The organism is Caulobacter sp. DWP3-1-3b2, from assembly GCF_049896325.1.
GTDB lineage: Bacteria > Pseudomonadota > Alphaproteobacteria > Caulobacterales > Caulobacteraceae > Caulobacter.
This window is the reverse complement of record NZ_JAFCUB010000036.1, coordinates 1-21,756: the sequence shown is the minus strand read 5'-3', so window position 1 is coordinate 21,756 and position 21,756 is coordinate 1. Positions and strand designations below refer to the sequence as shown.

Annotated in this window: 24 protein-coding genes and 1 tRNA gene; 13 read left to right on the top strand and 12 right to left on the bottom strand. The window is 67.1% G+C overall.

Annotation, left to right across the window (positions count from 1 at the left end; genetic code table 11):
- Window positions 1–14: 14 nt before the first annotated feature.
- Together gcvA and ACP7AG_RS17815 are read left to right on the top strand one after the other, a co-directional pair.
- Window positions 15–971: a transcriptional regulator GcvA gene (gene gcvA, locus ACP7AG_RS17820; RefSeq protein ID WP_426032473.1), complete on the top strand. Its 957-nt coding sequence runs from the start codon at window positions 15–17 to the stop codon at window positions 969–971.
- Window positions 972–977: 6 nt separating this feature from the next.
- Complete coding sequence (locus tag ACP7AG_RS17815) at window positions 978–1,310, top strand: chorismate mutase (protein WP_426032471.1); 333 nt, start codon at window positions 978–980, stop codon at window positions 1,308–1,310.
- Window positions 1,311–1,324: 14 nt separating this feature from the next.
- Here ACP7AG_RS17815 and ACP7AG_RS17810 read toward each other — a convergent pair whose 3' ends face one another.
- Both ACP7AG_RS17810 and ACP7AG_RS17805 read right to left on the bottom strand, forming a co-directional pair.
- Entirely contained in the window at window positions 1,325–2,047 is a 723-nt protein-coding gene (locus ACP7AG_RS17810; RefSeq protein ID WP_426032469.1) for a hypothetical protein, read from the bottom strand.
- 66 nt (window positions 2,048–2,113) lie between these two features.
- Window positions 2,114–2,452 carry an Hpt domain-containing protein gene (locus tag ACP7AG_RS17805; protein WP_426032467.1) on the bottom strand — a complete coding sequence of 113 codons (339 nt, stop codon included), beginning with the start codon at window positions 2,450–2,452 and terminating at the stop codon, window positions 2,114–2,116.
- Between the two features lie 81 nt (window positions 2,453–2,533).
- Here ACP7AG_RS17805 and ACP7AG_RS17800 point away from each other — a divergent pair.
- The 5 genes from ACP7AG_RS17800 (at window position 2,534) to ACP7AG_RS17780 (ending at window position 6,430) form a co-directional block, all read left to right on the top strand.
- Window positions 2,534–2,609, top strand: a tRNA-Lys gene (locus ACP7AG_RS17800).
- A 159-nt stretch (window positions 2,610–2,768) separates the two neighbouring features.
- Window positions 2,769–3,722 carry a mechanosensitive ion channel family protein gene (locus ACP7AG_RS17795; protein WP_426032465.1) on the top strand — a complete coding sequence of 318 codons (954 nt, stop codon included), beginning with the start codon at window positions 2,769–2,771 and terminating at the stop codon, window positions 3,720–3,722.
- Window positions 3,723–3,784: 62 nt separating this feature from the next.
- Window positions 3,785–4,417: a glutathione S-transferase family protein gene (locus ACP7AG_RS17790; RefSeq protein ID WP_426032463.1), complete on the top strand. Its 633-nt coding sequence runs from the start codon at window positions 3,785–3,787 to the stop codon at window positions 4,415–4,417.
- Window positions 4,414–5,922, top strand: a complete 1,509-nt coding sequence (locus ACP7AG_RS17785; protein ID WP_426012719.1) for an acetyl-CoA acetyltransferase — start codon at window positions 4,414–4,416, stop codon at window positions 5,920–5,922. Before ACP7AG_RS17790 ends, ACP7AG_RS17785 begins: the two co-directional genes overlap by 4 nt.
- Window positions 5,923–5,968: 46 nt before the next feature.
- Window positions 5,969–6,430 (top strand): hypothetical protein, encoded by a 462-nt coding sequence (locus tag ACP7AG_RS17780; protein ID WP_426032461.1) that lies wholly within the window; start codon window positions 5,969–5,971, stop codon window positions 6,428–6,430.
- A gap of 236 nt (window positions 6,431–6,666) precedes the next feature.
- Here ACP7AG_RS17780 and ACP7AG_RS17775 read toward each other — a convergent pair whose 3' ends face one another.
- The 8 genes from ACP7AG_RS17775 to ACP7AG_RS17740 form a co-directional block, all read right to left on the bottom strand.
- Window positions 6,667–7,530 carry a glycoside hydrolase family 16 protein gene (locus ACP7AG_RS17775; protein ID WP_426032459.1) on the bottom strand — a complete coding sequence of 288 codons (864 nt, stop codon included), beginning with the start codon at window positions 7,528–7,530 and terminating at the stop codon, window positions 6,667–6,669.
- A gap of 32 nt (window positions 7,531–7,562) precedes the next feature.
- Window positions 7,563–9,479, bottom strand: a complete 1,917-nt coding sequence (gene dxs, locus ACP7AG_RS17770; protein ID WP_426032457.1) for a 1-deoxy-D-xylulose-5-phosphate synthase — start codon at window positions 9,477–9,479, stop codon at window positions 7,563–7,565.
- A 17-nt stretch (window positions 9,480–9,496) separates the two neighbouring features.
- On the bottom strand, window positions 9,497–10,381 hold the full coding sequence (locus tag ACP7AG_RS17765; protein WP_426012727.1) for a polyprenyl synthetase family protein: 885 nt from the start codon (window positions 10,379–10,381) through the stop codon (window positions 9,497–9,499).
- Window positions 10,378–10,728: a tRNA-binding protein gene (locus ACP7AG_RS17760; RefSeq protein ID WP_426012729.1), complete on the bottom strand. Its 351-nt coding sequence runs from the start codon at window positions 10,726–10,728 to the stop codon at window positions 10,378–10,380. Before ACP7AG_RS17760 ends, ACP7AG_RS17765 begins: the two co-directional genes overlap by 4 nt.
- On the bottom strand, window positions 10,728–10,970 hold the full coding sequence (locus ACP7AG_RS17755; RefSeq protein ID WP_056761797.1) for an exodeoxyribonuclease VII small subunit: 243 nt from the start codon (window positions 10,968–10,970) through the stop codon (window positions 10,728–10,730). Before ACP7AG_RS17755 ends, ACP7AG_RS17760 begins: the two co-directional genes overlap by 1 nt.
- A gap of 120 nt (window positions 10,971–11,090) precedes the next feature.
- On the bottom strand, window positions 11,091–11,705 hold the full coding sequence (locus ACP7AG_RS17750; protein WP_426032455.1) for a histidine phosphatase family protein: 615 nt from the start codon (window positions 11,703–11,705) through the stop codon (window positions 11,091–11,093).
- Between the two features lie 47 nt (window positions 11,706–11,752).
- Complete coding sequence (locus ACP7AG_RS17745) at window positions 11,753–12,673, bottom strand: histone deacetylase family protein (protein ID WP_426012732.1); 921 nt, start codon at window positions 12,671–12,673, stop codon at window positions 11,753–11,755.
- A 2-nt stretch (window positions 12,674–12,675) separates the two neighbouring features.
- Complete coding sequence (locus ACP7AG_RS17740) at window positions 12,676–13,023, bottom strand: winged helix-turn-helix transcriptional regulator (protein ID WP_426012734.1); 348 nt, start codon at window positions 13,021–13,023, stop codon at window positions 12,676–12,678.
- Between the two features lie 119 nt (window positions 13,024–13,142).
- Between ACP7AG_RS17740 and ACP7AG_RS17735 the strand changes: the two genes are divergently transcribed.
- The 5 genes from ACP7AG_RS17735 (at window position 13,143) to ACP7AG_RS17715 (ending at window position 17,812) form a co-directional block, all read left to right on the top strand.
- Complete coding sequence (locus ACP7AG_RS17735; RefSeq protein WP_426032453.1) at window positions 13,143–14,150, top strand: zinc-binding alcohol dehydrogenase family protein; 1,008 nt, start codon at window positions 13,143–13,145, stop codon at window positions 14,148–14,150.
- Between the two features lie 33 nt (window positions 14,151–14,183).
- The gene (locus tag ACP7AG_RS17730; protein WP_426012737.1) at window positions 14,184–14,699 is read left to right on the top strand and encodes a GNAT family N-acetyltransferase; all 516 of its coding nucleotides are present in this window, start codon (window positions 14,184–14,186) and stop codon (window positions 14,697–14,699) included.
- Between the two features lie 328 nt (window positions 14,700–15,027).
- Window positions 15,028–16,206 carry a vWA domain-containing protein gene (locus ACP7AG_RS17725; RefSeq protein WP_426012739.1) on the top strand — a complete coding sequence of 393 codons (1,179 nt, stop codon included), beginning with the start codon at window positions 15,028–15,030 and terminating at the stop codon, window positions 16,204–16,206.
- A 364-nt stretch (window positions 16,207–16,570) separates the two neighbouring features.
- Entirely contained in the window at window positions 16,571–17,005 is a 435-nt protein-coding gene (locus ACP7AG_RS17720) for a DUF1810 domain-containing protein (protein WP_426032451.1), read from the top strand.
- A 144-nt stretch (window positions 17,006–17,149) separates the two neighbouring features.
- Window positions 17,150–17,812 (top strand): TetR/AcrR family transcriptional regulator, encoded by a 663-nt coding sequence (locus ACP7AG_RS17715; RefSeq protein ID WP_426032503.1) that lies wholly within the window; start codon window positions 17,150–17,152, stop codon window positions 17,810–17,812.
- On the opposite strand, the gene ACP7AG_RS17710 is transcribed toward ACP7AG_RS17715, so the two are convergent.
- Window positions 17,809–19,287: a UdgX family uracil-DNA binding protein gene (locus tag ACP7AG_RS17710; RefSeq protein ID WP_426032449.1), complete on the bottom strand. Its 1,479-nt coding sequence runs from the start codon at window positions 19,285–19,287 to the stop codon at window positions 17,809–17,811. The genes ACP7AG_RS17715 and ACP7AG_RS17710 overlap by 4 nt on opposite strands.
- Window positions 19,287–20,513, bottom strand: coding sequence for a putative DNA modification/repair radical SAM protein (locus ACP7AG_RS17705; protein ID WP_426012745.1), 1,227 nt, complete (start codon window positions 20,511–20,513; stop codon window positions 19,287–19,289). The genes ACP7AG_RS17710 and ACP7AG_RS17705 overlap by 1 nt, the downstream gene beginning before the upstream one ends.
- Window positions 20,514–20,604: 91 nt before the next feature.
- On the opposite strand from ACP7AG_RS17705, the gene ACP7AG_RS17700 reads away from it, so the two are divergent.
- Entirely contained in the window at window positions 20,605–21,483 is an 879-nt protein-coding gene (locus tag ACP7AG_RS17700) for a transglutaminase family protein (protein ID WP_426032447.1), read from the top strand.
- Window positions 21,484–21,756: the final 273 nt, after the last annotated feature.

Sequence of the window (21,756 nt, the reverse complement as noted above, 5' to 3'; positions counted from 1 at the left end):
GTTTAGTAAAACTCATGGAAAGACAGTCGGAACGGCGTCGCCTACCGCCCCTCAACGCCCTGCGCGCGTTCGAGGCCGCCGCGCGCCATCTGAACTTTAGCCGCGCGGCCGACGAGCTGTCGGTGACGCCCGGCGCCGTCAGCCAGCAGATCCAGAACCTTGAGGACTATGTGGGCGCGGCCCTGTTCAAGCGCACGCCCAAGGGCCTGCTGCTGACCGACGCCGCCCAGACCGCCCTGCCCGCCCTGCGCGAGGCCTTCGACCGTCTGGCCGAGGCCGCCTCTCTGCTGACCGCCGCCGTCGATGGCCGCCGCCTGACCCTGACCGCCGCGCCCTCCTTCGCCGCCAAGTGGCTGGTGCCGCGCCTGGGTAAGTTCGAGCAGGCCCAGCCCCAGGTCGATGTCTGGCTGTCGGCCGGCATGGAGGTCGTCGATTTCGCGGCCGGCGAGGTGGATCTCGCCATCCGCTACGGTTCGGGCCGCTATCCGGGGCTGGAGGTCATCCGCCTGCTCAACGAGACGGTGATCCCGGTCGCCTCGCCTGAGCTGCTGGCCAGCAACCCGCTTGAATCGCCCGAGGGCCTTGCCCACCACATCCTGCTGCATGACGGCTCGCCCGACGCCGACGACAGCTGCCCCGACTGGGCCATGTGGCTGGCGGCGCGCGGCATCCGGTCGGTGGACGGGGCGCGCGGGCCGCGCTTCAACCAATCGAGCATGGTGATCGAGGCCGCCGCCAACGGACGGGGCATAGCGCTGGCCAAACAGACCCTGGCCCAGGCCGATCTGGACGCCGGACGGCTGGTCATTCCCTTCGAGATTCCCACGGCGGTGGACTTCGCCTATTACGTCGTCCATCCCAAGGCCAAGGGACGACTGCCGCAGGTCAAGGCGTTCGTGAATTGGCTGCAGGCCGAGGCGGCCGCCCACGAGGCGGCCCTCCTCACCATGGACAACGGCGCGGGCATCTAGGGCTAAATGGTCAAGACGAATATCGAGGTCGGCGAACGGCTGGTTCCCGCCGACTGTCAGTCCATGGCCGACGTGCGCCAGGGCGTCGACGCCCTGGACCGGGCCCTGGTGGCCCTGCTGACCGAGCGCCAGGGCTACATGGACGCCGCCGCCCGCATCAAGCCCGACCGCGGCAAGGTCTTCGACCGGGCGCGGATCGAGGACGTGGTCGCGAAGGTGAAGGCCGCGGCCCGCGAGTCGGGGCTATCCGAAGCCATCGCCGAGCCGGTGTGGCGCACCCTGGTCGACCGCTGCATCGCCTATGAGTACGACAGCTGGGACCGGACGAAGGGCTCATAGGCCTTCTGAGTCAGTCACGGCACCACCGCGTCGGCCTGCAGGCTCGAGACATCAATGGCTGCGACGAGATCAGAAAGGCCCTTGGCTGCGGTCGGGCATTCCTCCGCTAAGCAAGCGATGCTGAACTTGATAAAGCTGTCGGTGCCTTTGACGAAAACTGTTCCACGCTCTTGGATGGCGTGTCCCTCAAAGGTCCCGCTACGCTCGCAGTCAACTTTGAGCATTCCAAGGGTGGTGGACGAGGTACAAACGATGGCAGCCGGGTCGCCCTCGGGCATCATGCCCCCCCTCAGCAAACGCCGAGCGAGGCCCTCGGGACCTGCATAATCTTCCGGGCCACCGATATCGACTTCGAGGCTGAAGTTCACAAAGGCGGGGCCATGGTCCGGATCACAGGTGTAATAACCCCGTCCACCATGCTGGAAACTCAGGAATTCGCCGAAGCCTGCCACCTGAACACGCACCCCATAAAAGCCCCTCATAGCGCAATGGTCGGTACGAAGCGGCAACGTCAGGCCGGTCGCTACGTGCCGCACCCGGTCGTCGGCTACGTCAAGCGCGCTGTCGAGCATGTTTTGCGAGAAGTCAGGCGTTCGCCCTGCCACAAAGACGTCTGAACCAAGGTAGGCCCGCCCATCGGGGTGGGTTTTGATAGCGTAGATCGCGGCCCCAGCGCTGGCGTTCGCCGGCAACAATACACTTAGGACAATAAGAAATCCGATGATGGCCGAGCGCATGTGGTTCCCCGATAAGCGTGGCCTTTCCATGCCCTAGGGTCGGCCAGCGCGCAACCTTGAGACGCCCTAGCCCTTCAACGACCGCAGCGCCCGTTCGTGGGCGTAGGCGGCGATGTCCATCAGCGCCAGGTCCAGCGCATTGCGCACCGCCTCGAGGCTCGCCGTGCCGTCCTCCGCCCCCTGGCACACGTCGCCGAGCGCGAAGGCCCCCACGCCGCGCGCTGCGCCCTTGACCGTGTGGACCGCGTCGCCCCAGCCCGGATGGCTCTTGCAGAGCATCGGCGACCACAGGGCGGCCTGTTCGCGGAACAGGGCCAGCACCTCGTCGATGACCGCCGAATCGTCGGCTGCGAACCCTTCCAGATAGGCGAAATCGACCGCGCCGCTGATGTCTCGTCTGGCCAAAAAATAGTCCCTTGCGTTCCAAGATTCTTTGCGTATGTTCCGCGCCTCGCCGCCGAGGCAGACCACCGCTTCGGGCCGGACGGGCGCATAGCTCAGTTGGTAGAGCAGCTGACTCTTAATCAGCGGGTCGTAGGTTCGAATCCTACTGCGCCCACCATTCTCCCCTCGTAATCTAGTTATACCCCTGTGGGGAATGACGCACGGATCGCGTGAGCCCAAACGCGGACAATCGTTTGCATGGGGTCTCGATAGGCAACCGGGACCGCCGCCGCGCGGTTTAAGGCCCCTAACGCGACTCCATCGCGGAAAGGGAACCATGCTCGCCCAACCCGCCGATCCCGTCGCGCCGTTCTTCGACATGGTCGGCCTGGCCGCGTCCGGCGATCCGGTGATGCTGCGAAACCTGGCCGCCACCCTGGGCGCCTTCTCGGTGCGCATCCTGGTCGCCGCCCTGATCTTGGCCGGCACCCTGTGGGCGGCCAACCGCCTGGGCCGCCTGGCCGAGGCGGGACTCGAACGCGTTCAAAGGCAGCAGCACCCGGCCGACAAGGCCCTGGGCAGCTTCGTCTCGGCCCTGGTCAAGTACGTCATCGTCGCCATCGGCCTGATCGCGGTTCTGCAGCAGCTGGGCGTGCAGGCCACCTCGGTGATCGCGGTGCTGGGCGCGGCGTCCCTGGCTATCGGCCTGGCCTTGCAAGGCACGCTGAGCAATGTCGCCGCCGGGGTGATGCTGCTGCTGCAGCGCCCCTATCGGGTGGGTGACAAGGTCGAACTGAACGGCCGCCAGGGCGTGGTCCAAGCCATGGACCTCTTCAACACCAGGCTGCTCGACTATGACGGCCTGACCCTGTTCCTGCCCAACGGCAAGGTGTTCGGCGACATGATCGTCAACATCACCCGCGCCGGGCGCCGGCGCATCGAGCTGGCGTTCAATGTCGACTACGAGGACGATCTAGACCTGGCCCTGGCCACCCTGCTGGAGGTGGCCAACAGCGACCGCCGGGTGCTGTCGGAGCCCAAGCCCTGGGTAAAGGTGACCGCGCTGCTCGACAGCAGCGTCAGCGTGACCCTGCGCTGCTGGGCCGCGCCAGGCGACTGGATGGACACCCGGTTCGACCTGCTCAAGGCCGGCAAGGAACGGCTGGAGGCCCAGGGGCTGAGCTTTCCCTATCCCCACCAGGTGGCGATGGAGCGCAATTCGGGCCGGCCGGCGTCCGCTGAGTCCGCTGAGCTCAAGGCCAAGGTCCGCGACCGGGCCTCGGCGCCGTAGCGGCACGGTGGCGCGGCTCGCCGTTCCGTCGGATGCTCAGCGGAGAAGCCAGAGGCCCCTGGATGATCACGCTCTATCACTGCGTCGGCGCGCGCTCGTTCCGGGCCCTTTGGGCGCTTGAGGAGCTGGGCCTGCCCTATGAACTGCGGCTGACGGCCTTCCCGCCGCGAGTCCGCGAGTCGGGCTATCTGGACGTCAACCCGCTCGGCACGACCCCGACCCTGTTCGACGGCGACACGATGATGAGCGAGTCGGCGGCGATCGGCGAGTATCTGGCCCGCCGCTACGGCCCGTCCGACCTGACCGTCGGGCCTGAGGAGCCGGGGTTCGGGGCCTATCTGAACTTCCTGCACATGGGCGAGGCCACCCTCACCTTTCCGCAGACCATTCACCTGCGCTACGCGGTGTTCGAGCCGGAGGAGCGCCGCCTGCCGCAGGCGGCGGCCGACTATGTGCAGTGGTTCCTGTCGCGGCTCAAGGCGGCGGCCAAGCTGCTGGACGATACGGGCTATGTCGCCGCCGGGCGCTTCACCATGGCCGACATCTCGGTAGCCTACGCCCTGAAGCTCGGCGAGAGCCTGGGCTTCTCTGACAAGTTTCCCAAGGCCTTCACGGATCACCTGGAGCGGATGAAAGCCCGTGCCGGCTACCAGCGCGCCCTGATCGCCGAAAGCCACGGGGAGCCCGTGCTGTGAACGCCCCTCTTGCGGATCTTGGCCGCATCCCCGTCATCGTCGGGATCGGCGAGGCGCTCGACCGGCCGACCGACCTGAGCCAGGCCCTCGACCCGTTGGCCCTAATGGCCCAAGCGCTGCGCGAAGCCGATAGCGACGCGGGCGGCGGGTTCCTGGCCAAGGTCGGCTCACTGGATGTCGTCAACCAATTGAGCTGGCGCTATGCCGACCCCGCCGCCGAGCTGTGCGCCCGGCTGGGCATCGCCCCGGCCCGCGCCGTCTACGGCCCGGTCGGCGGCGAGAGCCCGGTGCGGTTCCTGCACGAGGCCGCCCAGCGGATTGCCCGGGGCGAGGCGCAGGTCTGCGCCGTGGTGGGGGCCGAGGCGCAGTGGAGCGTCAACAAGGCCCGCGCCGCAGGGGTCGACCTGCCCTGGCCGGCCAAGCCGCCGGCGACGGGCGGCGGTCCGCGCATCGAGGTCCACCCGCTGGCCCTAAAGCTGGGCGTCTTCCTGCCGGTCAGCGTCTATCCGTTCTACGAGAACGCCAGCGCCCATCATTGGGGCCAGACGCCGCGCCAGGCCCTGGCCGAGTCCGGCGCCCTGTGGTCGGCCTATGCGGCGGTGGCGGCGGAGCAACCCAACGCCTGGATCAAGCGCGCCTTCACCGCCGAGGAGATCACCACCCCGCGCCCCGACAACCGGCCGATCGCCTGGCCCTATACCAAGCTGATGGTCGCCAACATGGCGGTGAACCAGGGCGCGGCGGTGATCCTGACCAGCCTTGCTGCGGCGCGGGCCGCCGGGATCGCCGACGAACGGCTGGTGTTCGTCTGGGGCGGGGCGTCGGCGCGGGAGCCTGGCGACTATCTGCAACGAGACCACTATTACGGCTCGGCGGCCCAGGACGCGGTGCTGGAGGCGGTCGGCGGCATGGTTGCCCAAGGTTTGGGTGGCTTCGACGCCCTGGAGCTCTACAGCTGCTTCCCCTGCGTGCCGAAGATGGCGCGGCGCACCCTCGGCTTGCCAGAAGGCCTGACCCCGACCGTGACCGGCGGCCTGACCTTCTTCGGGGCGCCGATGAACGACTACATGACCCACGCGGCGGTCGCCATGACCCGGCGACTGCGCGACGGCGGCGGGACCGGCCTGCTCTACGGCCAGGGCGAGTTCGTCACCAAGCACCATGGCCTGGTGCTCGGTGACCGGCCCTGCCCTGACGACGGAGCCCTGCTAAGGCCGGCCAGCGTGCAGGCGCAAGCCGACGCTCGGCGCGGCTCCGTTCCGGCCTTCCTGGAAGCCGCCGAGGGGCCGGCGCGGCTGGAGACCCACACCGTGCTCTACGACCGCGACGGCGCCCCGACCCACGGGGTGGCCATCGTCCGCACGGCAGGGGGCCGCGTCCTGGCCCGCGTGCCTGGTGACGATGGTGACACCTTGGCGGCCCTGACCGCTCAGGACGCCTTCGCCATCGGCCGAGTGGGGACGTTGAGGGCAGGCGGCGACGGGGTCACCGACTGGCGGTTGTGAACCTGTAAGCTCTACCGGCGTTCTCCTAACGAAGGGGAACCCGCCCATGTCTCGCCGCCTGATCGCGCCCGCCCTGTTTCTGGCCCTCGCCCTTGGCGCCTGCGCCTCGGAAAGATCGTCGGCGCCCGGCTACGGCTGGAGCTACATGGACAATACGGGCGACGGCCTGAAACTGGCCTATGGCCGTCCCAACAGCGACGACGTGGTGATGATGCTGGCCTGCGCGCCGGGCACCTCGGCGGTCACCGTGACCGCGACCAGCCTATCTGGTCGCGAAATCGCCCTGGCCTCGGGTCGCGTCGTCACCCGCCTGCCGGCCCAGCGAATGGCCTCGGACATGGCGGACGGCCTGCTGCAGGCCCGCACCACGACCGACGCCTCGGCGCTCAGCGCCTTCCGACGCACCGGCGACCTGACCCTGCTGGTCGCCGACGAACGTCACAACCTCGACGCCGCGCCGGGCGACCGGGCGGGCGTGAAGGCGTTCTTCAAGGCATGTGGGGCCTGACGCCTTCCTTGGGGTGATTGGCGCTTTGAGCTTTGAGCGACCGACCTGCTCCAAGCCATCTTCTTTTTTTGACCGTCATTCCCGTCCTTGTGGCGGGAAACCCTGGTTCAGCCGACGGTGAAGCGCCTTGGCGCGCGGGCGCGCCTCACCCCTGCCCTTGCGGCGGACAGAGGGGTTCCCGCCACAAGGGCGGGAATGACGGTCGAATGGGGGCGCGCGGCTGAATGTCGACAGCTTCACCGCCCCTGCTGATAGACCCGCACATAGTCCACCTCGAACCGGGCCGGGAACGCGGCGTCGTCTATACCCTTCTGGCCGCCCCAGCCGCCGACCGCGAGGTTAAGGATCAGGTACTGCGGCTTGTCGAACGGCCAGGCGCCCACATCGCCCGGCTGGTCGTTGTCGATCCGCACGAAGGCGCGGTCGTCCACGCCGATCAGGATACGGTCCTTGGTCCAGTCCAGCTGGTAGCGGTGAAAGGCGCCGCAGACGTCGGGCAGCTTGACCTGCCCGCCCCGCGCCTTGCCGACCGCGTGATTGTATTTCCCGGTATGCAGCGTGCCCTGCACCACGCCCTCGTCCCAGCCGACATGCTCCATGATGTCGATCTCGCCGCCCTGCGGCCAAGGCGCCTTGGGGTCGGCGGGCATCATCCAGATCGCCGGCCAGGTTCCGCGACCGCAGGCCAGCTTCGCGCGCACCTCGAAGAAGCCGTAGGTCCAGCCGGCCAGGCCCTGGGTCATCAGCTTGGCCGAACTATAGCGCTGCCCGCCCCAGTCGGCGGGCTTGGGATTGGCCAGATCATCGTGGCGGGCCTCGACGACCAGCCGGCCGTCCTCGACCCGGACGTTCTCATGGCGGCCGGCGGCGTAGTACTGCAGCTCGTTGTTCCACCAGCCGAGCTTGTTTCGCGACGTGTCGAACCGCCATTTGCGCGGATCCACCGCGCCAGGACGATCGAACTCGTCGGACCACACCAGCCGGGCGTCAGCCGGCCGGCCGCCGGGCTGGTCGACGGTGTAGCGGGTCTCGCCCTTGGGATCGGCCAAGGCCGGGCTGGCGGCGAGGAGCAGCAGGCTCGTGATGATCAGATTACGCATCGTCCCTCCCCTGAGAGTACGACGTGCCGGCGTTATGCCCGCCGCCCCGCCGCGCTGACATTGTCGATGCCCAGCGCCGACAAACACCCGCGCAGGATGCCCTCGGCGTCGAGGCCGGCCTGGGCGTACATGATCTCGGGCTTGTCCTGGTCCTGGAAGACGTCGGGCAGGACCAGGGTGCGGATCTTCAGGCCGCGATCGAGCGCGCCGTGCTGGGCCAGGGCCTGGAGCACGAAGGCCCCGAAGCCGCCCATGGCACCCTCTTCCACCGTGATGATCGCCTCGTGCTCGCGGGCCAGCCGCAGCAGCATATCCACATCCAGCGGCTTGGCGAAGCGGGCGTCGGCGACGGTGGCCGAGAGACCGCGCGCGGCCAGCAGGTCGGCGGCCTTCAGGCATTCGGCCAGGCGGGTGCCCAGCGAAACGATGGCGACGCTGGTCCCCTCGCGGACGATGCGGCCCTTGCCGATCTCCAGCGGCTCGGCCAGGGCCGGCAGGGTCAGGCCCAGGCCCTCGCCGCGCGGATAGCGGAAGGCGCTGGGGCGGTCGTCGATGGCCACGGCCGTGGCGACCATGTGGGCCAGCTCCAGCTCGTCAGCGGCGGCCATCAGCACCATGCCGGGCAGAGCCCCCATGAAGCCGATGTCGAAGGTGCCGGCGTGGGTCGGGCCGTCGGCACCCACCAGGCCAGCCCGGTCCATGGCGAAACGCACCGGCAAGCGCTGGATGGCCACGTCGTGCACCACCTGATCATAGCCGCGCTGCAGGAAGGTGGAATAGATCGCCGCGAACGGCTTCATGCCGTCGGCGGCCAGGCCGGCGGCGAAGGTCACCGCGTGCTGCTCGGCGATGCCGACGTCGAAGGTGCGCTCGGGATAGACCTTGCCGAACAAATCCAGCCCTGTGCCCGAGGGCATGGCGGCGGTGATCGCCACGATGGTCGGGTCGATCGCCGCGTGCTTGATCAGCTCCTGGGCGAAGACCTTGGTGTAGCTGGGCGGGCCGGCTGCGGCCTTGTGCTGCTGGCCGGTGACCACGTCGAACTTGACCACCGCATGGAGTTTGTCGTCGGCACCCTCGGCCGGGGCGTAGCCCTTGCCCTTCTGGGTGACGACATGGACCAGCACCGGCTTCTCGTCGAAGTTCTTGACGTTCTTCAGCACGCTGACCAGGGCGTCCATGTCGTGGCCGTCGATCGGGCCGACATAGTGAAAGCCCAGTTCCTCGAAGAAGGTGCCGCCGGTGACCATGCCGCGGGCATATTCCTCGGCCTTCTTGGCCGCGTCGCGCAGCGGCGTGGGCAACTTCTCGACCACGGTCTTGCCCAGCTTGCGCACCTTGCGATAGGCGCCGCCGGAAACCAGGTTGGCCAGATAGGCGCTCATGCCGCCCACCGGCGGGGCGATCGACATGTCGTTGTCGTTGAGGATGACGATCAGGCGCTTGGTGGTGTCGACCGCGGCGTTCATCGCCTCATAGGCCATGCCGGCGCTCATCGAACCGTCGCCGATCACGGCGATGACGCTGTTGTTCTCGCCTTTCGCATCGCGGGCGGCGCAGAAGCCCAGGGCCGCCGAGATCGAGGTGGCCGCGTGGGCCGCGCCGAACGGGTCGTATTCGCTCTCGGCCCGCTTGGTGAAGCCCGACAGGCCGCCGCCCTGGCGCAGGGTGCGGATGCGGTCGCGGCGACCGGTAAGGATCTTGTGCGGATAGGCCTGGTGGCCGACGTCCCAGATGACGATGTCCTTGGGCGTCTCGAACACGTGGTGCAGGGCGACGGTCAGCTCGACCACGCCCAGGCCCGCGCCCAGATGGCCGCCGGTCACCGAGACGGCGTCGATGGTCTCGGCCCGCACCTCGCTCGCCAACTGCTTGAGTTCAGCCACGCTGAAGCCGCGCGTGTCGGCCGGTGACGAGATGGTGTCGAGAAGAGGGGTCAAAACAGGCATGTCCGAAGAAAGCGCGGTCAGTTGCGTCGGTCCAGCACGAAATCCACGCTGCGACGCAGATGATCGGCTCGTTCGCCGAATATATCGAGATGTGACTTGGTTTGCACGGCCAACAGGTTGACCCGCTCCTTGGCCGCGTCGAGGCCCAGCAGCGTGACATAGTTGGCCTTGCCCTTGGCGTCGTCCTTGCCGCCGGCCGCCTTGCCCAGCACAGCCTCGTCGCCCTCGACGTCGAGAATGTCGTCGACGATCTGGTAGGCCAGGCCGAGGTCCTGGGCAAATCCCATCAGGGCCGAGCGCTCTTCCGGCTTGGCCCGGGCGATGATCAGCGGAATCTCGAAGGCAAACGCGATCAGGGCACCGGTTTTCAGGCGCTGCATGCGGGCCACGGCCCCCAGGTCGTCGCGGACGCCCAGCAGGTCGATCATCTGGCCGCCGCACATGCCTTTGGCGCCCGAGGCGATGGCCAGCTTGCGCACCAGCTCAGAGCGCACATTGCCATCGTCGTGAGTGTCGGGGTGGGCCATGATCTCAAAGGCCGCAGTCTGTAGCGCGTCGCCGGCCAGGATGGCCGTGGCCTCGTCGTACTGGATATGCACGGTTGGACGGCCGCGACGCATGTCGTCATCGTCCATGGCCGGCAGGTCGTCATGCACCAGGCTGTAGGCGTGGATACATTCCAGCGCGCAGGCCGCCCGCAGCACCGGTCGCTCGGGCAGGTCGAACATCTTGCCGGTTTCCAGGGCGAAGAATGGCCGCAGCCGTTTGCCAGGACCCAGGGCCGCATAGCGCATGGCCTCGGTCAGCCGGCTTTCCGGGCCCTCGGCGCGCGGCAACAGCTCGTCCAGCGCCACGGTGACGATATCGGCAGCTTGGACGATGCGCTTCTCGAGGTCGATCAAAACAGTTTTCCCCCGTTGGGAACGTCACGGTCCACATCGACCAGCACCACCCCGCCCTCGGCGTCGGGGAAGCCCAGGCACAGGACCTCCGACTTCATGGGTCCGATCTGGCGCGGCGGAAAATTGACCACGGCGGCCACCCGGCGGCCGACCAGCTCGTCCAGCTGGTAGTGCTTGGTGACCTGGGCCGAGGACTTCTTGATCCCGATCGCGGGACCAAAATCGATAGTCAGCTTGTAGGCCGGCTTGCGCGCCTCCGGAAATGGCGCGGCCTCGATGATCGTGCCGATGCGAATATCGACGCGCTCGAAATCCTCATAGCCGATCTGGGGAGAGGCCTGACCCATCAGTTGAACTCGGCCGCCTCGGCGGTCACGGCCCCGCCTTGGCCGAGCACGATCTTTTCGACCTTCAGGCGAGCGGCTTCCAGCTTCTTCTCGCAATGGGCCTTCAGCGCAGCGCCATCTTCGTAGATCTCGATCGAGCGCTCGAGCTCGGCCTTGCCGGACTCCAGCTCGCCGACGATCTGCTCCAGCCTGGCCAAGGCCTGCTCGAAGCTCATGCCTTCAAGATCTTGCGGACTGATCATTTCTACTCCGGGGCGAACCGGCGCACCCTAGTGGCGGGGCGCCGCTCGGGCAACGCCGTTGGCTCGGCATTTGGTGAACGAAGTTCAGGGGATGGACGCGGCTGACGCTCTGACGGGCGCCTAGACCCGCTCGAAGCGCTTCACGCACCAGTATTTGAACCCCTGGTCCAGGGTCTTCTTTAGGCCGCGCTTCTGCAGGGACAAGCCGATCATGGTGTTGAAGAAGCCATGGGCGATCAGCAACACTTCCTGGCCGTTCTCGGACAGGCCGATCAGCAGGTCGGCGGCCTGGTCTGCGCGGGTGTCGGCTTCGGCGCGGCTCTCCTGGCCGGCATGGTGATCGAAGAACCACCACCAGAAACGGGCGAAAAAGCCCCAGTTCTTGGGCGACATGCGGATCCAGGGCGGCCAGGGCGGCGGCGGCAGCGGAGCCTCGATGAACAGCGGATCGCGCGCGAACACCCTGCCGGCGGCGACCGCGTCAGCGGTCTCGATCGAGCGGCGGCGGGTCGAGGCGACGATGACGCCGGCCCGCTGGGCGGTGGTCAGCAGCGAGGCGGGCGGCGTCTGGCCGGGCAACAAGCCGCCCTCCTCGTAGCGCGCCCACCATTCGCCATAGGCCGGAGCGTTCAAGCGGATCTTGCGCGACAGGGCCGGTTCGCCGTGACGAGCCAGCGTGATGGCGCCGGGCCGGACAGCCGGGAAAAGGTGGTCGGCGCTGGGTTCGTCGGCCATAGATTCTGGAAGCTCGACTTCGCGCCGTGCGCGAATCCCTGAGCCCTTCACCCCTCCTGCAACGCTTTGACATGGGCGGCCGCCGAGCGGCCGAGCGCTTCTAGGTCGTAGCCGCCCTCGAGCGAGGAAACAATACGCCCGCCGCATCGGCGGTTGGCCACCGAGACGATCGCCCGGGTCGCCCAGGCGAAATCCTCGGCCTCCAGGCTTTGCTGGGCCAAGGGGTCGCGGACATGGGCGTCGAAGCCGGCCGACACCAGGATCAGGTCCGGCGCGAAGCCATCGACCTGATCCATCAGCCCCTCGAAGCCGTAGCGCCAGGCTTCTCGAGGCGCATGGGGCGGCACGATGGCGTTGGCGACATTGCCGACTCCGGTCTCCGCCGGATCGCCGGTGCCCGGATAGAGCGGCGACTGGTGGATCGAGGCGAAGAAAACCGAGGCGTCGTTCTCGAACGCGGCCTGGGTGCCGTTACCGTGGTGAACGTCGAAATCGACGATGGCCACGCGCTTCAGGCCCGAGGCCTGGGCCACGCGAGCGGCCACGGCGATGTTGGAGAACACGCAAAAGCCCATCGCGGCGTCCGGCTCTGCATGGTGCCCCGGCGGGCGAACGGCGCAGAAGGCCCGGGTGCGTTGGCCCGCCGCCACGGCCCGCACGGCGGCGGCAACCGCCCCGGCCGCCCGGCGCGCGGCCTTCAGGCTGCCGGTCGACAGGATGGTGTCAGGGTCCAGGGCCCGGGTCCCGCCATGCGGAGCGGCGGCCAGGATGGTCTCGATGTAGTCCTGCGGATGCACCAGGGCCAGATCGGCCAGATCGACCAGCGGGGCCTCGAAGATCTCCAGGTCCAGCCCGCCGTCGTCCTCCAGCGCGTCGATCACCGCCCGCAGGCGCTCTGGTCGTTCGGCATGGCCGTCGCCGGGCCGATGGTCGAGCATGTCGGCATGGGTGTGAAGCGCCACCTCCATGATCAGCCCACCTTGCGCGACGTGAAGACGACCGGCGGACTGGCCAACAGGTTGGCGTCGCCCCAGGCCTTGAGGGCCACGATCACCGGCTCCAGACTGCGGCCGCGCGCCGACAGGGCGTAGTCGACGCGTGGCGGGACCTGGGCGTGAACGGTGCGGACAATCAGACCGTCGCGCTCCAGCTCCCGCAATTGCTTGGTCAACATCCGCTGGGTCACAGCGCCCAGTCGCCGCCCCAGGGCGCTGAACCTCAGCCCGCCGCTCAGCAGGTGGTAGAGGATGACGCCCTTCCACTTGCCGTCGATCAGACCCAGCGTCGCCTCGACGCCGCACTCCTTCGGATCGTCCACGGCTCGCTCCTTGGTATCCCGATGGATACTACGTACAGAAAAAGTCCCTACTTGCGAAGTTGGCTGCGGCAAGCGATCTCGTGCGGCGCGGCGGCGCCGCAATTTCGGAGACACTGCCCATGAAGATCGTTGGCTTCCGCGAGCCCTTGCCTCTCACCGAGCCGAGCGCCTTGCTGGATCTTGAGGCCGCCGAGCCGACGGCGACGGGCCACGACCTTCTGGTCCGCATCAAGGCGGTTTCGGTGAACCCGGTCGACACCAAGGTCCGCAGTAGCGCCGAGCCGCCGGCCGGCGAGCCCCGGATCCTCGGCTTTGACGCGGCCGGTGTCGTCGAGGCTGTCGGCGAGGCCGTCACGCTGTTCGCGCCCGGCGACGAGGTCTTCTACGCCGGCGCTATCGGCCGGCCGGGCTCGAACGCCGAGTTGCAGGTTGTCGACGAGCGTATCGTCGGCCGCAAGCCAGCAAGCCTAGGCTTCGCCGAGGCGGCGGCCATGCCCCTGACCTTCATCACCGCCTGGGAGATGCTGTTCGACCGGTTCGACGTAGCCCGTGACGGCGGTGAGGGCCAGACCCTGGTGATCATCGGCGGGGCCGGCGGGGTGGGGTCGGCGATGATCCAACTGGCGCGCAAGCTGACCCAACTGACAGTGGTCGCCAGCGCCTCGCGCGACGAGACCCGCCAATGGGTCGGCGAACTCGGCGCGCATCAAATCTTCGACCATTCTCAGCCCCTGGCCGACGAACTGGCCCGGTTGGGCGCCACCGACCCGGCCTATATCGCCTGCCTGACCCATAGCGCCGAGCATTTCCCGGCCGTCACCGCGGCCATTGGCCTGCAGGGCAAGATCGGCATCATCGAGGCCGACGGACCGATCGACATTCGCCCGTTGCATTACAAGAGCGCCTCGATCCATTGGGAATTCATGTTCGCCCGACCGCAAGGCACGCCGGACATGATCGCCCAGCACCATCTGCTCAATGCCGTGGCCGACCTGGTCGATCAGGGCGTGTTGCGCACCACCCTGACCGCCGTGGTCGGCAAGATCCGCGCCGCCGACCTGATCGAGGCCCATCGTCAGGTGGAAGGCGGCCGGGTCATCGGCAAGCTGGTGCTCGAGGGCTTCTAGACGATCGGCGCGCGCGGCGGCTATGTCTCGGCCATGAGCCTCGACATCCGCCGCGCCACGCCCGCCGACGCCGACACCCTGTCCTCGCTGGGGGCCCGCACCTTCAGCGAAACCTTCGGCCATCTCTACCCGTCCGAGGACCTGGAGACCTTCCTGGCCTATGCCTACGGCCTGGAACGCACCCGGCGGGACCTGGCCGATCCAGCGAAGGCGAGCTGGCTGCTGGAGGACGAGGACGGCGAGGCCATCGGCTACGCCACCGCCGGACCCTGCGGCCTGCCCCATGCGAAGGCCTCGGCCGAGCACGGGGAATTGCACCGGCTCTATGTGCTGAAGGCCATGCAGGGTGGAGGCCGAGGGTCACTGCTCCTGACCACCGCGCTCGACTGGCTGGTGAAGGCCGGTCCTCGCCCACTGTGGATCGGCGTGTTCTCGGAGAACCTGGGCGCGCAGAAGCTTTATGCGCGGCTGGGGTTCGAGAAGGTCGGGGAATATCGCTTCCCGGTCGGCGAGACGCAGGACCTGGAGTTCATCCTGAGACGGGGGTGAAAACCCAATTCCTCCCCCCGTGGGGCAGGCAATCGCAGATGAGCGCGAGACGACTTCCCCCTTCCCCCTTTGATGGGGGAAGGGCCGGGGATAGGGGTGAAAGACTGTCCGGACGGGGGCGCGCAAGGACGAATATCTCGGGCGCCTTGCCTGCGAAACCGCAGCATCACCCCCACGCCCGCCCCTCCCCCATCAAGGGGGAGCGAGAAAAAGTCAGCTCCAAACCATATGCGATAGCCCTGCCCACAAGGCCCATAGGGGTAGGACCTGTTGCCTTGGCCGCCCGAACCCGCCATCCTTCGAACAACCGTTCGAAAGCACGCCCGCCATGTTCCTCCGCTTCTTTTCCGAGCTCCGCGCCGCCAAGGTGCCGGTCTCCCTGCGCGAGTACCTCCTGTTGATGGAGGCGCTGGACAAGGACGTCATCGATCGTCGCATCGAGGACTTCTATTTCCTGTCGCGGGCCAGCCTGGTGAAGGACGAGAAGAACCTCGACAAGTTCGACCGAGTGTTCGGCCATGTGTTCAAGGGGCTGGAAACGGTCGAAGACGGCCTGACAGCCGACATCCCGGCCGAGTGGCTAAAGGCCCTGACCGAGAAGTTCCTGACCGACGAAGAGAAGGCCCAGATCGAGGCCATGGGCGGCTTCGACAAGCTGATGGAGACCCTGCAGGAGCGCCTGAAGGAACAGAAGGAGCGCCACGAGGGCGGCTCAAAATGGATCGGCTCGGGCGGCACCTCTCCCTTCGGAAACAACGGCTACAACCCCGAGGGCGTCCGCATCGGCCAAGACAAGAGCCGGCACGGCAAGGCGGTTAAGGTCTGGGACAAGCGCGAATACAAGAACCTCGACGACAGCGTCGAACTGGGCACCCGCAACATCAAGGTCGCCCTGCGCCGCCTGCGCAAGTTCGCCCGCCAGGGCGCGCAGGAGGAGCTGGACCTCAACGGCACGATCCGCGGCACAGCGGAAAAGGGCTATCTCGACATCCAGATGCGCCCCGAGCGGCGCAACACCATCAAGGTTCTGTTGTTCTTCGACATCGGCGGTTCGATGGACGGCCATATCAAGCTCTGCGAGGAGCTGTTTTCCGCCGCCAAGACCGAGTTCAAGCACCTGGAATTCTTCTATTTCCACAACTGCCTGTACGAGGCCGTCTGGAAGGACAATCGCCGTCGCCAAGCCGAGAAGACCCCGACCTTCGAGGTGCTCAACAAGTTCCCCCACGACTACAAGGTGATCTTCGTCGGGGACGCCACCATGAGCCCCTACGAGATCACCTATCCGGGCGGCAGCGTCGAGCATTGGAACGAAGAGGCGGGGGCCATCTGGATGACCCGCCTGACCGACATCTACCAGAGCGCCGTCTGGCTGAACCCGACGCCCGAGCGGCACTGGGACTACACCCAGTCGATTGGGGTGATGAAGCAGTTGATGAACAACCGGATGTTCCCCCTGACCATCGACGGCCTGGACAAGGCGATGCGGGAACTGGTGCGAGGCTAGTCGGCCTGGTCCGGCTCGCACGCCGCTTCGGGCCTGGCCAGATCGTTCAGGAGTACTTGGCGGCTTCGAGGTCGTGGAGGCGGCGGTCGACCGGGCAGCGCGGCCTGGGTTTGCGGTCTTCGGGCATGGACGTCGGCTCCTTCCAAAGCCTCCCCCGTGGCGAAGGTGGTCGCGCAGGGACCGGTGGGGGGTCTCTCTGACCTTTCCGGACAAGGCTTTCGACCCCTCATCCGACCTGCTTCGCAGGCCACCTTCTCCCGCAAGGGGGAGAAGGAAACTCCGGCAGCAACCCGCCCCCAACAGTCCTTCCCGACGTCCGCTTGTGAACAGTCTCGAGCCCTCTGGCGTTGCCCATGGCAAGCCCTTGCAACGGCGGCGAACCATCAACGATCCGCACGACCTCGACCGCTTCGTGACCGCCCAGGCGTCGACCTATGACACCGCCTTGGCTGAGCTTCGCCGCGGCCGCAAGGCTAGCCACTGGATGTGGTTCATCTTCCCGCAGGTGGCCGGACTCGGCTTCAGCGCCACCTCGCAACGCTACGCTATCGGCTCGCTTGACGAGGCCCGGGCCTATCTGGACCATCCGGTGTTGGGCCCGCGCCTGGTCAGGGCCGTCGAGGCCGTCAACGCGGTGGAGGGCCGCTCGGCCCACACCATCTTCGGCGCGCCCGACGACATCAAGTTTCAGTCCAGCCTGACGCTGTTCGAACAGGCCGCGTCCACCCCAGAGGTTTTCGCGGCGGCCCTGTCGCACTATTACAACGGCCAGCGCGACACCCGCTCCCTGGCCCTGTAGGATCGCGGCCGCAGCCGATAAGGCGGGCGCCCGTCACTTTCCTCCGCCCACCGCCCATCTTGACGCTTGCGCCAATTTCGAACGGCCGTAAGACTTCCCCGCAGGTAAAGGGGGATACCGTCCGTGAGTCCGAAGAGCGAGGCCGTGGCCGCTGCCCAAGCGCCCGAGGCCGACATCGAGAGCATCGACAACGAGGCCGTCACCAAGAACCTGGTGTTCGTGGCCGCCGAGCGTCTGTTCGCGCTGCACGGCTTCCAGAACGTGTCGGTGCGCGACATCACCGCGGCGGCGGGGGTGAACCTGGCCTCGGTGAACTATCATTTTGGCTCCAAGGACGCTCTGATCTACGAGATCTTCCGTCGCCGCACGGTCGAGCTGAACCGCGAACGGGCCAAGAAGCTGCACGAGGCCATCGACCGCCACGCGGGTTCGCCCCCGGTGCGCGAAATCCTGGCCGCCCTGCTGACCCCGCCGCTGAAGTGGCTGGCCCCCGACCATGAGCGCCGCATCTCGTTGCAGTTTCTGATCCGGGCCCGCAGCGAGGGCACCGATGAGATCCGCAAGGTGCTGCAGACCGACGTCACCCACCTGCGCCGCTTCTCCGACGCCCTGCTGAAGGCGCGTCCAGACTTGCCGGCCGAGCAAATCTACTGGCGGCTGCACTTCACCCTGGGCATGCTGCACAACAACCGCTTCGCAGAGTTCGACCGCCTGAACGTACTGTCGGAAGGCGCGACCAGCGAGGCCGACGTCGAAGCGTTGCTCTCCCGCATGCTGGCCTTCGCCGAGGCGGGATTCGCGGCCTAGAACGCTTCTGCCGCCAGCGTCCAGGCCTGCTTCAAGTCTTCGACCAGCTGTGCATAGGCGCGAGCCTTGGCGTCGGGGTCGGGCACGCGCAGCAGGTATGAGGGATGCCAGCTGACCAGGCCCTGGCCGCCGTCGCTCAGCGGTTGGGGTTGGCCCCGGCTCTGGCCGATCGGCACGGCCTTGCCGAACACCGCCAGTCCGGCCGTCGCGCCCAAGGCGAGGATCACCTTGGGCGCTACCAGCCGGCGCTCGGCGTCGAGCCACCAACGGCAAGCCTGGACCTCGCCCCGGTCGGGGGTCTTGTGGATCCGCCGCTTGCCGCGCGGCTCGTGCTTGAAATGCTTGACCGCGTTGGTGACGAAGGTCTGGGCGCGAACGACGCCGGCCTCGGCCATGGCCTTGGCCAAAAGCTGGCCGGCGGGACCAACGAAGGGCGCGCCCTGCAAATCCTCCTGGTCGCCTGGCTGTTCGCCGACGATCATCAGATTGGCCCCTCTTCCACTCAGGAGGGCCGGCCCGACGCCCGGCACGCCCTGGGTGGCGTCGCGCCACAGGTCGCAGCGGCGGCAGACCTGCACCCCGGCGGCCACCTCTTCCAGGTTGACCAGGTTGCTCTCGCCGTAAGAGCCATCGCGGCTATGGCGCAAGGCGGCCTTGAGCACCCGTTCCGAGGGCTTGGTCGGTTGGGCGGTGACCATCAGATCGGTCCGGTTCTGGGCTTGCTCGATCAGCTGCGGAATGAGCGCCGCCTCCGGCAGGTTCCGCCAATAGCGCTTGGGCATCTCCTGTTTCATCATCACCGGGTTCAGCCGGGCCGGGTTGAAGATCGAGGCGTAATAGGTGCGCCACATCTCCTCCTGGGCATCCTGCGACGGCGCGTCGGCCGGATCGGCGCCGGGCGACATCGTCAGGAAGCTGCGGTCCCAGTGGACGCAGGCGTCGGGGGTCAGGATCGACCAATTCATGTTGGCGAACCGCCGGGCGAAGAACGGCGACGCCGCCTCGGTGACCCGGTGGGCGGGCTCGAACCAGGCGACGAAGGTCTCGGGCGTCACGTCCTCCAACAGGCGGAAGCGGACGAAGGCGTGCATCTTGTGGATCGCCCGGCCCACGTTCTTGGCCATGTCGCGGGCCTTGGCGACATTGGCGTCGGCGGGGTTGGCCAGCAGCTTGGGCTGGGCCTCAAGGCGGTGGAGGATGCGGTAGAGCAGCGATAGGCGCTCGGGCGAGCGGTGAAGGATGACAGTCTTGGCGAGATCGACGAAGGCGGCGGGGACCTTAAGAATTCTTCCCTCTCCCACCTCAGGCGCCTTTCCCTCCCCTTTATGGAGAGGGAAAGAACCGGCGCCCTCAAACAGGTCCCGCTCCACCGTCCACACGACCGCCTCCGGCGCCACGCCTTCGGCCCGCAGCGCCCGGGCCGCGTCGCGCCAGCCGTCGAAATCGATCTCGGACTCCAGCCGCACGACCCGCATCAGAACAGGCTCAGCTGCTGTGGCTCGACCAGCGACGCCCGCAGGCCCGCGCCGTCCGTGGCGGCTCCTGGCGTCCAGTCGGCGGTGACGATGAACGGCTTGGCGCGCTTGACCGAACCGCAGACGCGCTTGACGTCTTCCAGGGTGAGCCGCGTCTGGATCCGGGCCAGCAGGATGCGGTCGACCCCCTTGGTCCCCAGGCCCGGCGTGCGCAGTAGGGTCTCGCGATCGGCGGTGTTGACGTCCACCGGGAAGTCGCCCCGGTTTCGCAGGGCCCAGGCGGTCTTGGGGTCCATGGTCAGATCCAGGTCCTCGCCCGGCGCGACGATCTCGCCCTGGCTAAAACCGTAGAACCGCATCAGCCAGTCGGCTTGATAGAGCCGGTGCTCGCGCACCAGCGGCGGGCGGATCAACGGCAGGCGGGCGCTGCTGTCGGCCATAGGGCTGAAGGCCGAATAGTAGACGCGCTTAAGCTGGTAGGAGCCATACAGCGCCGCGCTGCGGGCCAAGATGTCGCCGTCCTTGGTGGCGTCGGCGCCGATGATCAGCTGGGTCGACTGGCCGGTGGCGAACTTGCGAGGCTTGGCGCGCCCGACCTTGACGGGCTCGTTGCGATCCTCGATGGCCAGCCGCATGCGGCCCATGGCCTTCTTGATGCCGGCTGCGTCCTTCTCCGGCGCCAAGGCCGCCAGGCTCTCGTCCAGCGGCAGCTCGACATTGATCGACACCCGGTCGGCATACAGCCCCGCCTCAGCCGCCAACTCCGGCGAGGCCTCGGGGATCAGCTTCAGGTGGATATAGCCGCGGAAGTCATGGTCCAGCCGCAGGCTCTTGGCCACCCGCACCATCTCTTCCATCGTATAGTCGCCGGTGCGGATCACCCCCGACGACAGGAACAGCCCCTCGATATAGTTGCGCTTGTAGAAGTTCAGGGTGAGGTCGACGACCTCCTTCACCGTGAATCGCGCCCGGGTGACATTGGACGACACCCGGTTGACGCAGTAGGCGCAGTCATAGATGCAGAAGTTGGTCAGCAGGATCTTGAGCAGACTGATGCACCGCCCGTCCGGCGCGTAGGCGTGGCAGATGCCCATCCCCTCCGTCGAGCCAACGCCCTTGCCGTCCGTCGAGTTTCGCTTCTGGGCGCCCGACGAGGCGCAGGAAGCGTCGTACTTCGCCGCGTCGGAGAGGATGGCGAGCTTGCGTTTCAGATCGAGGATAGCCATTCCCCTATCCTATTGTTCTTATTTTGTTCTGTCGACTGCGATCACCTGGCTGTGACGGAACGAAGCGGGTTTCCTCGGGTTATTTTGGCCCATGGCGCGGCTCGGCATCCTTCATGAAACGCGGTACGCCTACGCCCGGCCGGTCGGGTTCGGGGCTCACCGGCTGCTGATCCGGCCGCGCGACAGCCATGCCATCCGCATCGTCAAGGCGTCGCTGCAAACCTCCCTGCCCGGCGAGACCCGCTGGACCTACGACGCCGTTGGCAACTGCGTCTGCTGGTTCACCCCGCGTGGCGAGGCCGACGGCTTGACCATCACCAGCCGCCTGATCATCGACCGCTTTCCCGCGCCCCTCACATCGTTGCAGATCGACGATCCTCACACCATCTCGCCCATCGTCTATTCGCGCGAGGACCGGGCGGTGCTGAACCCGTTCATCACCCCGGCCACCGACGACGACGACCGCGTGCTGCTGCGCTGGCTGCGCCAGCAGATGGAACGGCCCGACGAGCCGGCGATCGACTTCCTGCTGCGGATGAACCGCACGATCCACGACCACTTTACCTATCAAGCCCGGCCCGAGGCCGGTACGCAAGCGCCCGCCGAGACCATCAGCCTGGGCAGCGGCACTTGCCGCGACTTCGCCTGGCTGATGGTCGAGGCCTTGCGCCGGCTAGGCTATGCTGCGGTGTTCGCCACGGGCTACATCTATAGCGGACCAAGCTCGGCCCTGCGGGGCGCGGGCGCCACCCACGCCTGGTGCGAGGTCTTCCTTCCCGGCCTGGGCTGGACCGAGTTCGACCCTACCAACGGCCTGGCGGAGTCGCCGGACCTCATTCTGGTGGCCCATACCCGCACCCCCAGCGAGGCCAAGCCGATCTCGGGCACCATCCTGGACGATCCGGGCGAGGCCAAGCTGAACGTGTCGGTCGAGGTGCGACTGTTGGATGGCCTCAGCGCGGCGGCCTGAAGACAAGAAAAACACAAGGGAGGACCGATATGATCAAGCCTTTCGAACACCAGGCTAGAGCATTTTCGAGCGAAGTGGTTCCGGTTCGCTTGAAGAAAAATGCGTTAAAACAGAAGATTAGAGCTCACGGCATGACGCAGTCAGGTCGGGAAACGCTCTAGGGTCAAAACCCAATCAAGGTATTGATTGAGCATTCTTGCTGTGATTCACTCTTTGGAACGGAGGTGGATCATGGCTGGAGAGTTCTGGTTATCGGATCGGCAGTGGGCGGCA

Bases quoted from the DNA above. Each gene is read 5' to 3' on its own strand.
- gcvA (WP_426032473.1), top strand. From the start codon at position 15: ATGGAAAGACAGTCGGAACGGCGTCGCCTACCGCCCCTCAACGCCCTG.
- ACP7AG_RS17815 (WP_426032471.1), top strand. From the start codon at position 978: ATGGTCAAGACGAATATCGAGGTCGGCGAACGGCTGGTTCCCGCCGAC.
- ACP7AG_RS17810 (WP_426032469.1), bottom strand. From the start codon at position 2,047: ATGCGCTCGGCCATCATCGGATTTCTTATTGTCCTAAGTGTATTGTTG.
- ACP7AG_RS17795 (WP_426032465.1), top strand. From the start codon at position 2,769: ATGCTCGCCCAACCCGCCGATCCCGTCGCGCCGTTCTTCGACATGGTC.
- ACP7AG_RS17790 (WP_426032463.1), top strand. From the start codon at position 3,785: ATGATCACGCTCTATCACTGCGTCGGCGCGCGCTCGTTCCGGGCCCTT.
- ACP7AG_RS17780 (WP_426032461.1), top strand. From the start codon at position 5,969: ATGTCTCGCCGCCTGATCGCGCCCGCCCTGTTTCTGGCCCTCGCCCTT.
- ACP7AG_RS17775 (WP_426032459.1), bottom strand. From the start codon at position 7,530: ATGCGTAATCTGATCATCACGAGCCTGCTGCTCCTCGCCGCCAGCCCG.
- dxs (WP_426032457.1), bottom strand. From the start codon at position 9,479: ATGCCTGTTTTGACCCCTCTTCTCGACACCATCTCGTCACCGGCCGAC.
- ACP7AG_RS17760 (WP_426012729.1), bottom strand. From the start codon at position 10,728: ATGGGTCAGGCCTCTCCCCAGATCGGCTATGAGGATTTCGAGCGCGTC.
- ACP7AG_RS17755 (WP_056761797.1), bottom strand. From the start codon at position 10,970: ATGATCAGTCCGCAAGATCTTGAAGGCATGAGCTTCGAGCAGGCCTTG.
- ACP7AG_RS17750 (WP_426032455.1), bottom strand. From the start codon at position 11,705: ATGGCCGACGAACCCAGCGCCGACCACCTTTTCCCGGCTGTCCGGCCC.
- ACP7AG_RS17745 (WP_426012732.1), bottom strand. From the start codon at position 12,673: ATGGAGGTGGCGCTTCACACCCATGCCGACATGCTCGACCATCGGCCC.
- ACP7AG_RS17735 (WP_426032453.1), top strand. From the start codon at position 13,143: ATGAAGATCGTTGGCTTCCGCGAGCCCTTGCCTCTCACCGAGCCGAGC.
- ACP7AG_RS17730 (WP_426012737.1), top strand. From the start codon at position 14,184: ATGAGCCTCGACATCCGCCGCGCCACGCCCGCCGACGCCGACACCCTG.
- ACP7AG_RS17725 (WP_426012739.1), top strand. From the start codon at position 15,028: ATGTTCCTCCGCTTCTTTTCCGAGCTCCGCGCCGCCAAGGTGCCGGTC.
- ACP7AG_RS17710 (WP_426032449.1), bottom strand. From the start codon at position 19,287: ATGCGGGTCGTGCGGCTGGAGTCCGAGATCGATTTCGACGGCTGGCGC.
- ACP7AG_RS17705 (WP_426012745.1), bottom strand. From the start codon at position 20,513: ATGGCTATCCTCGATCTGAAACGCAAGCTCGCCATCCTCTCCGACGCG.
- ACP7AG_RS17700 (WP_426032447.1), top strand. From the start codon at position 20,605: ATGGCGCGGCTCGGCATCCTTCATGAAACGCGGTACGCCTACGCCCGG.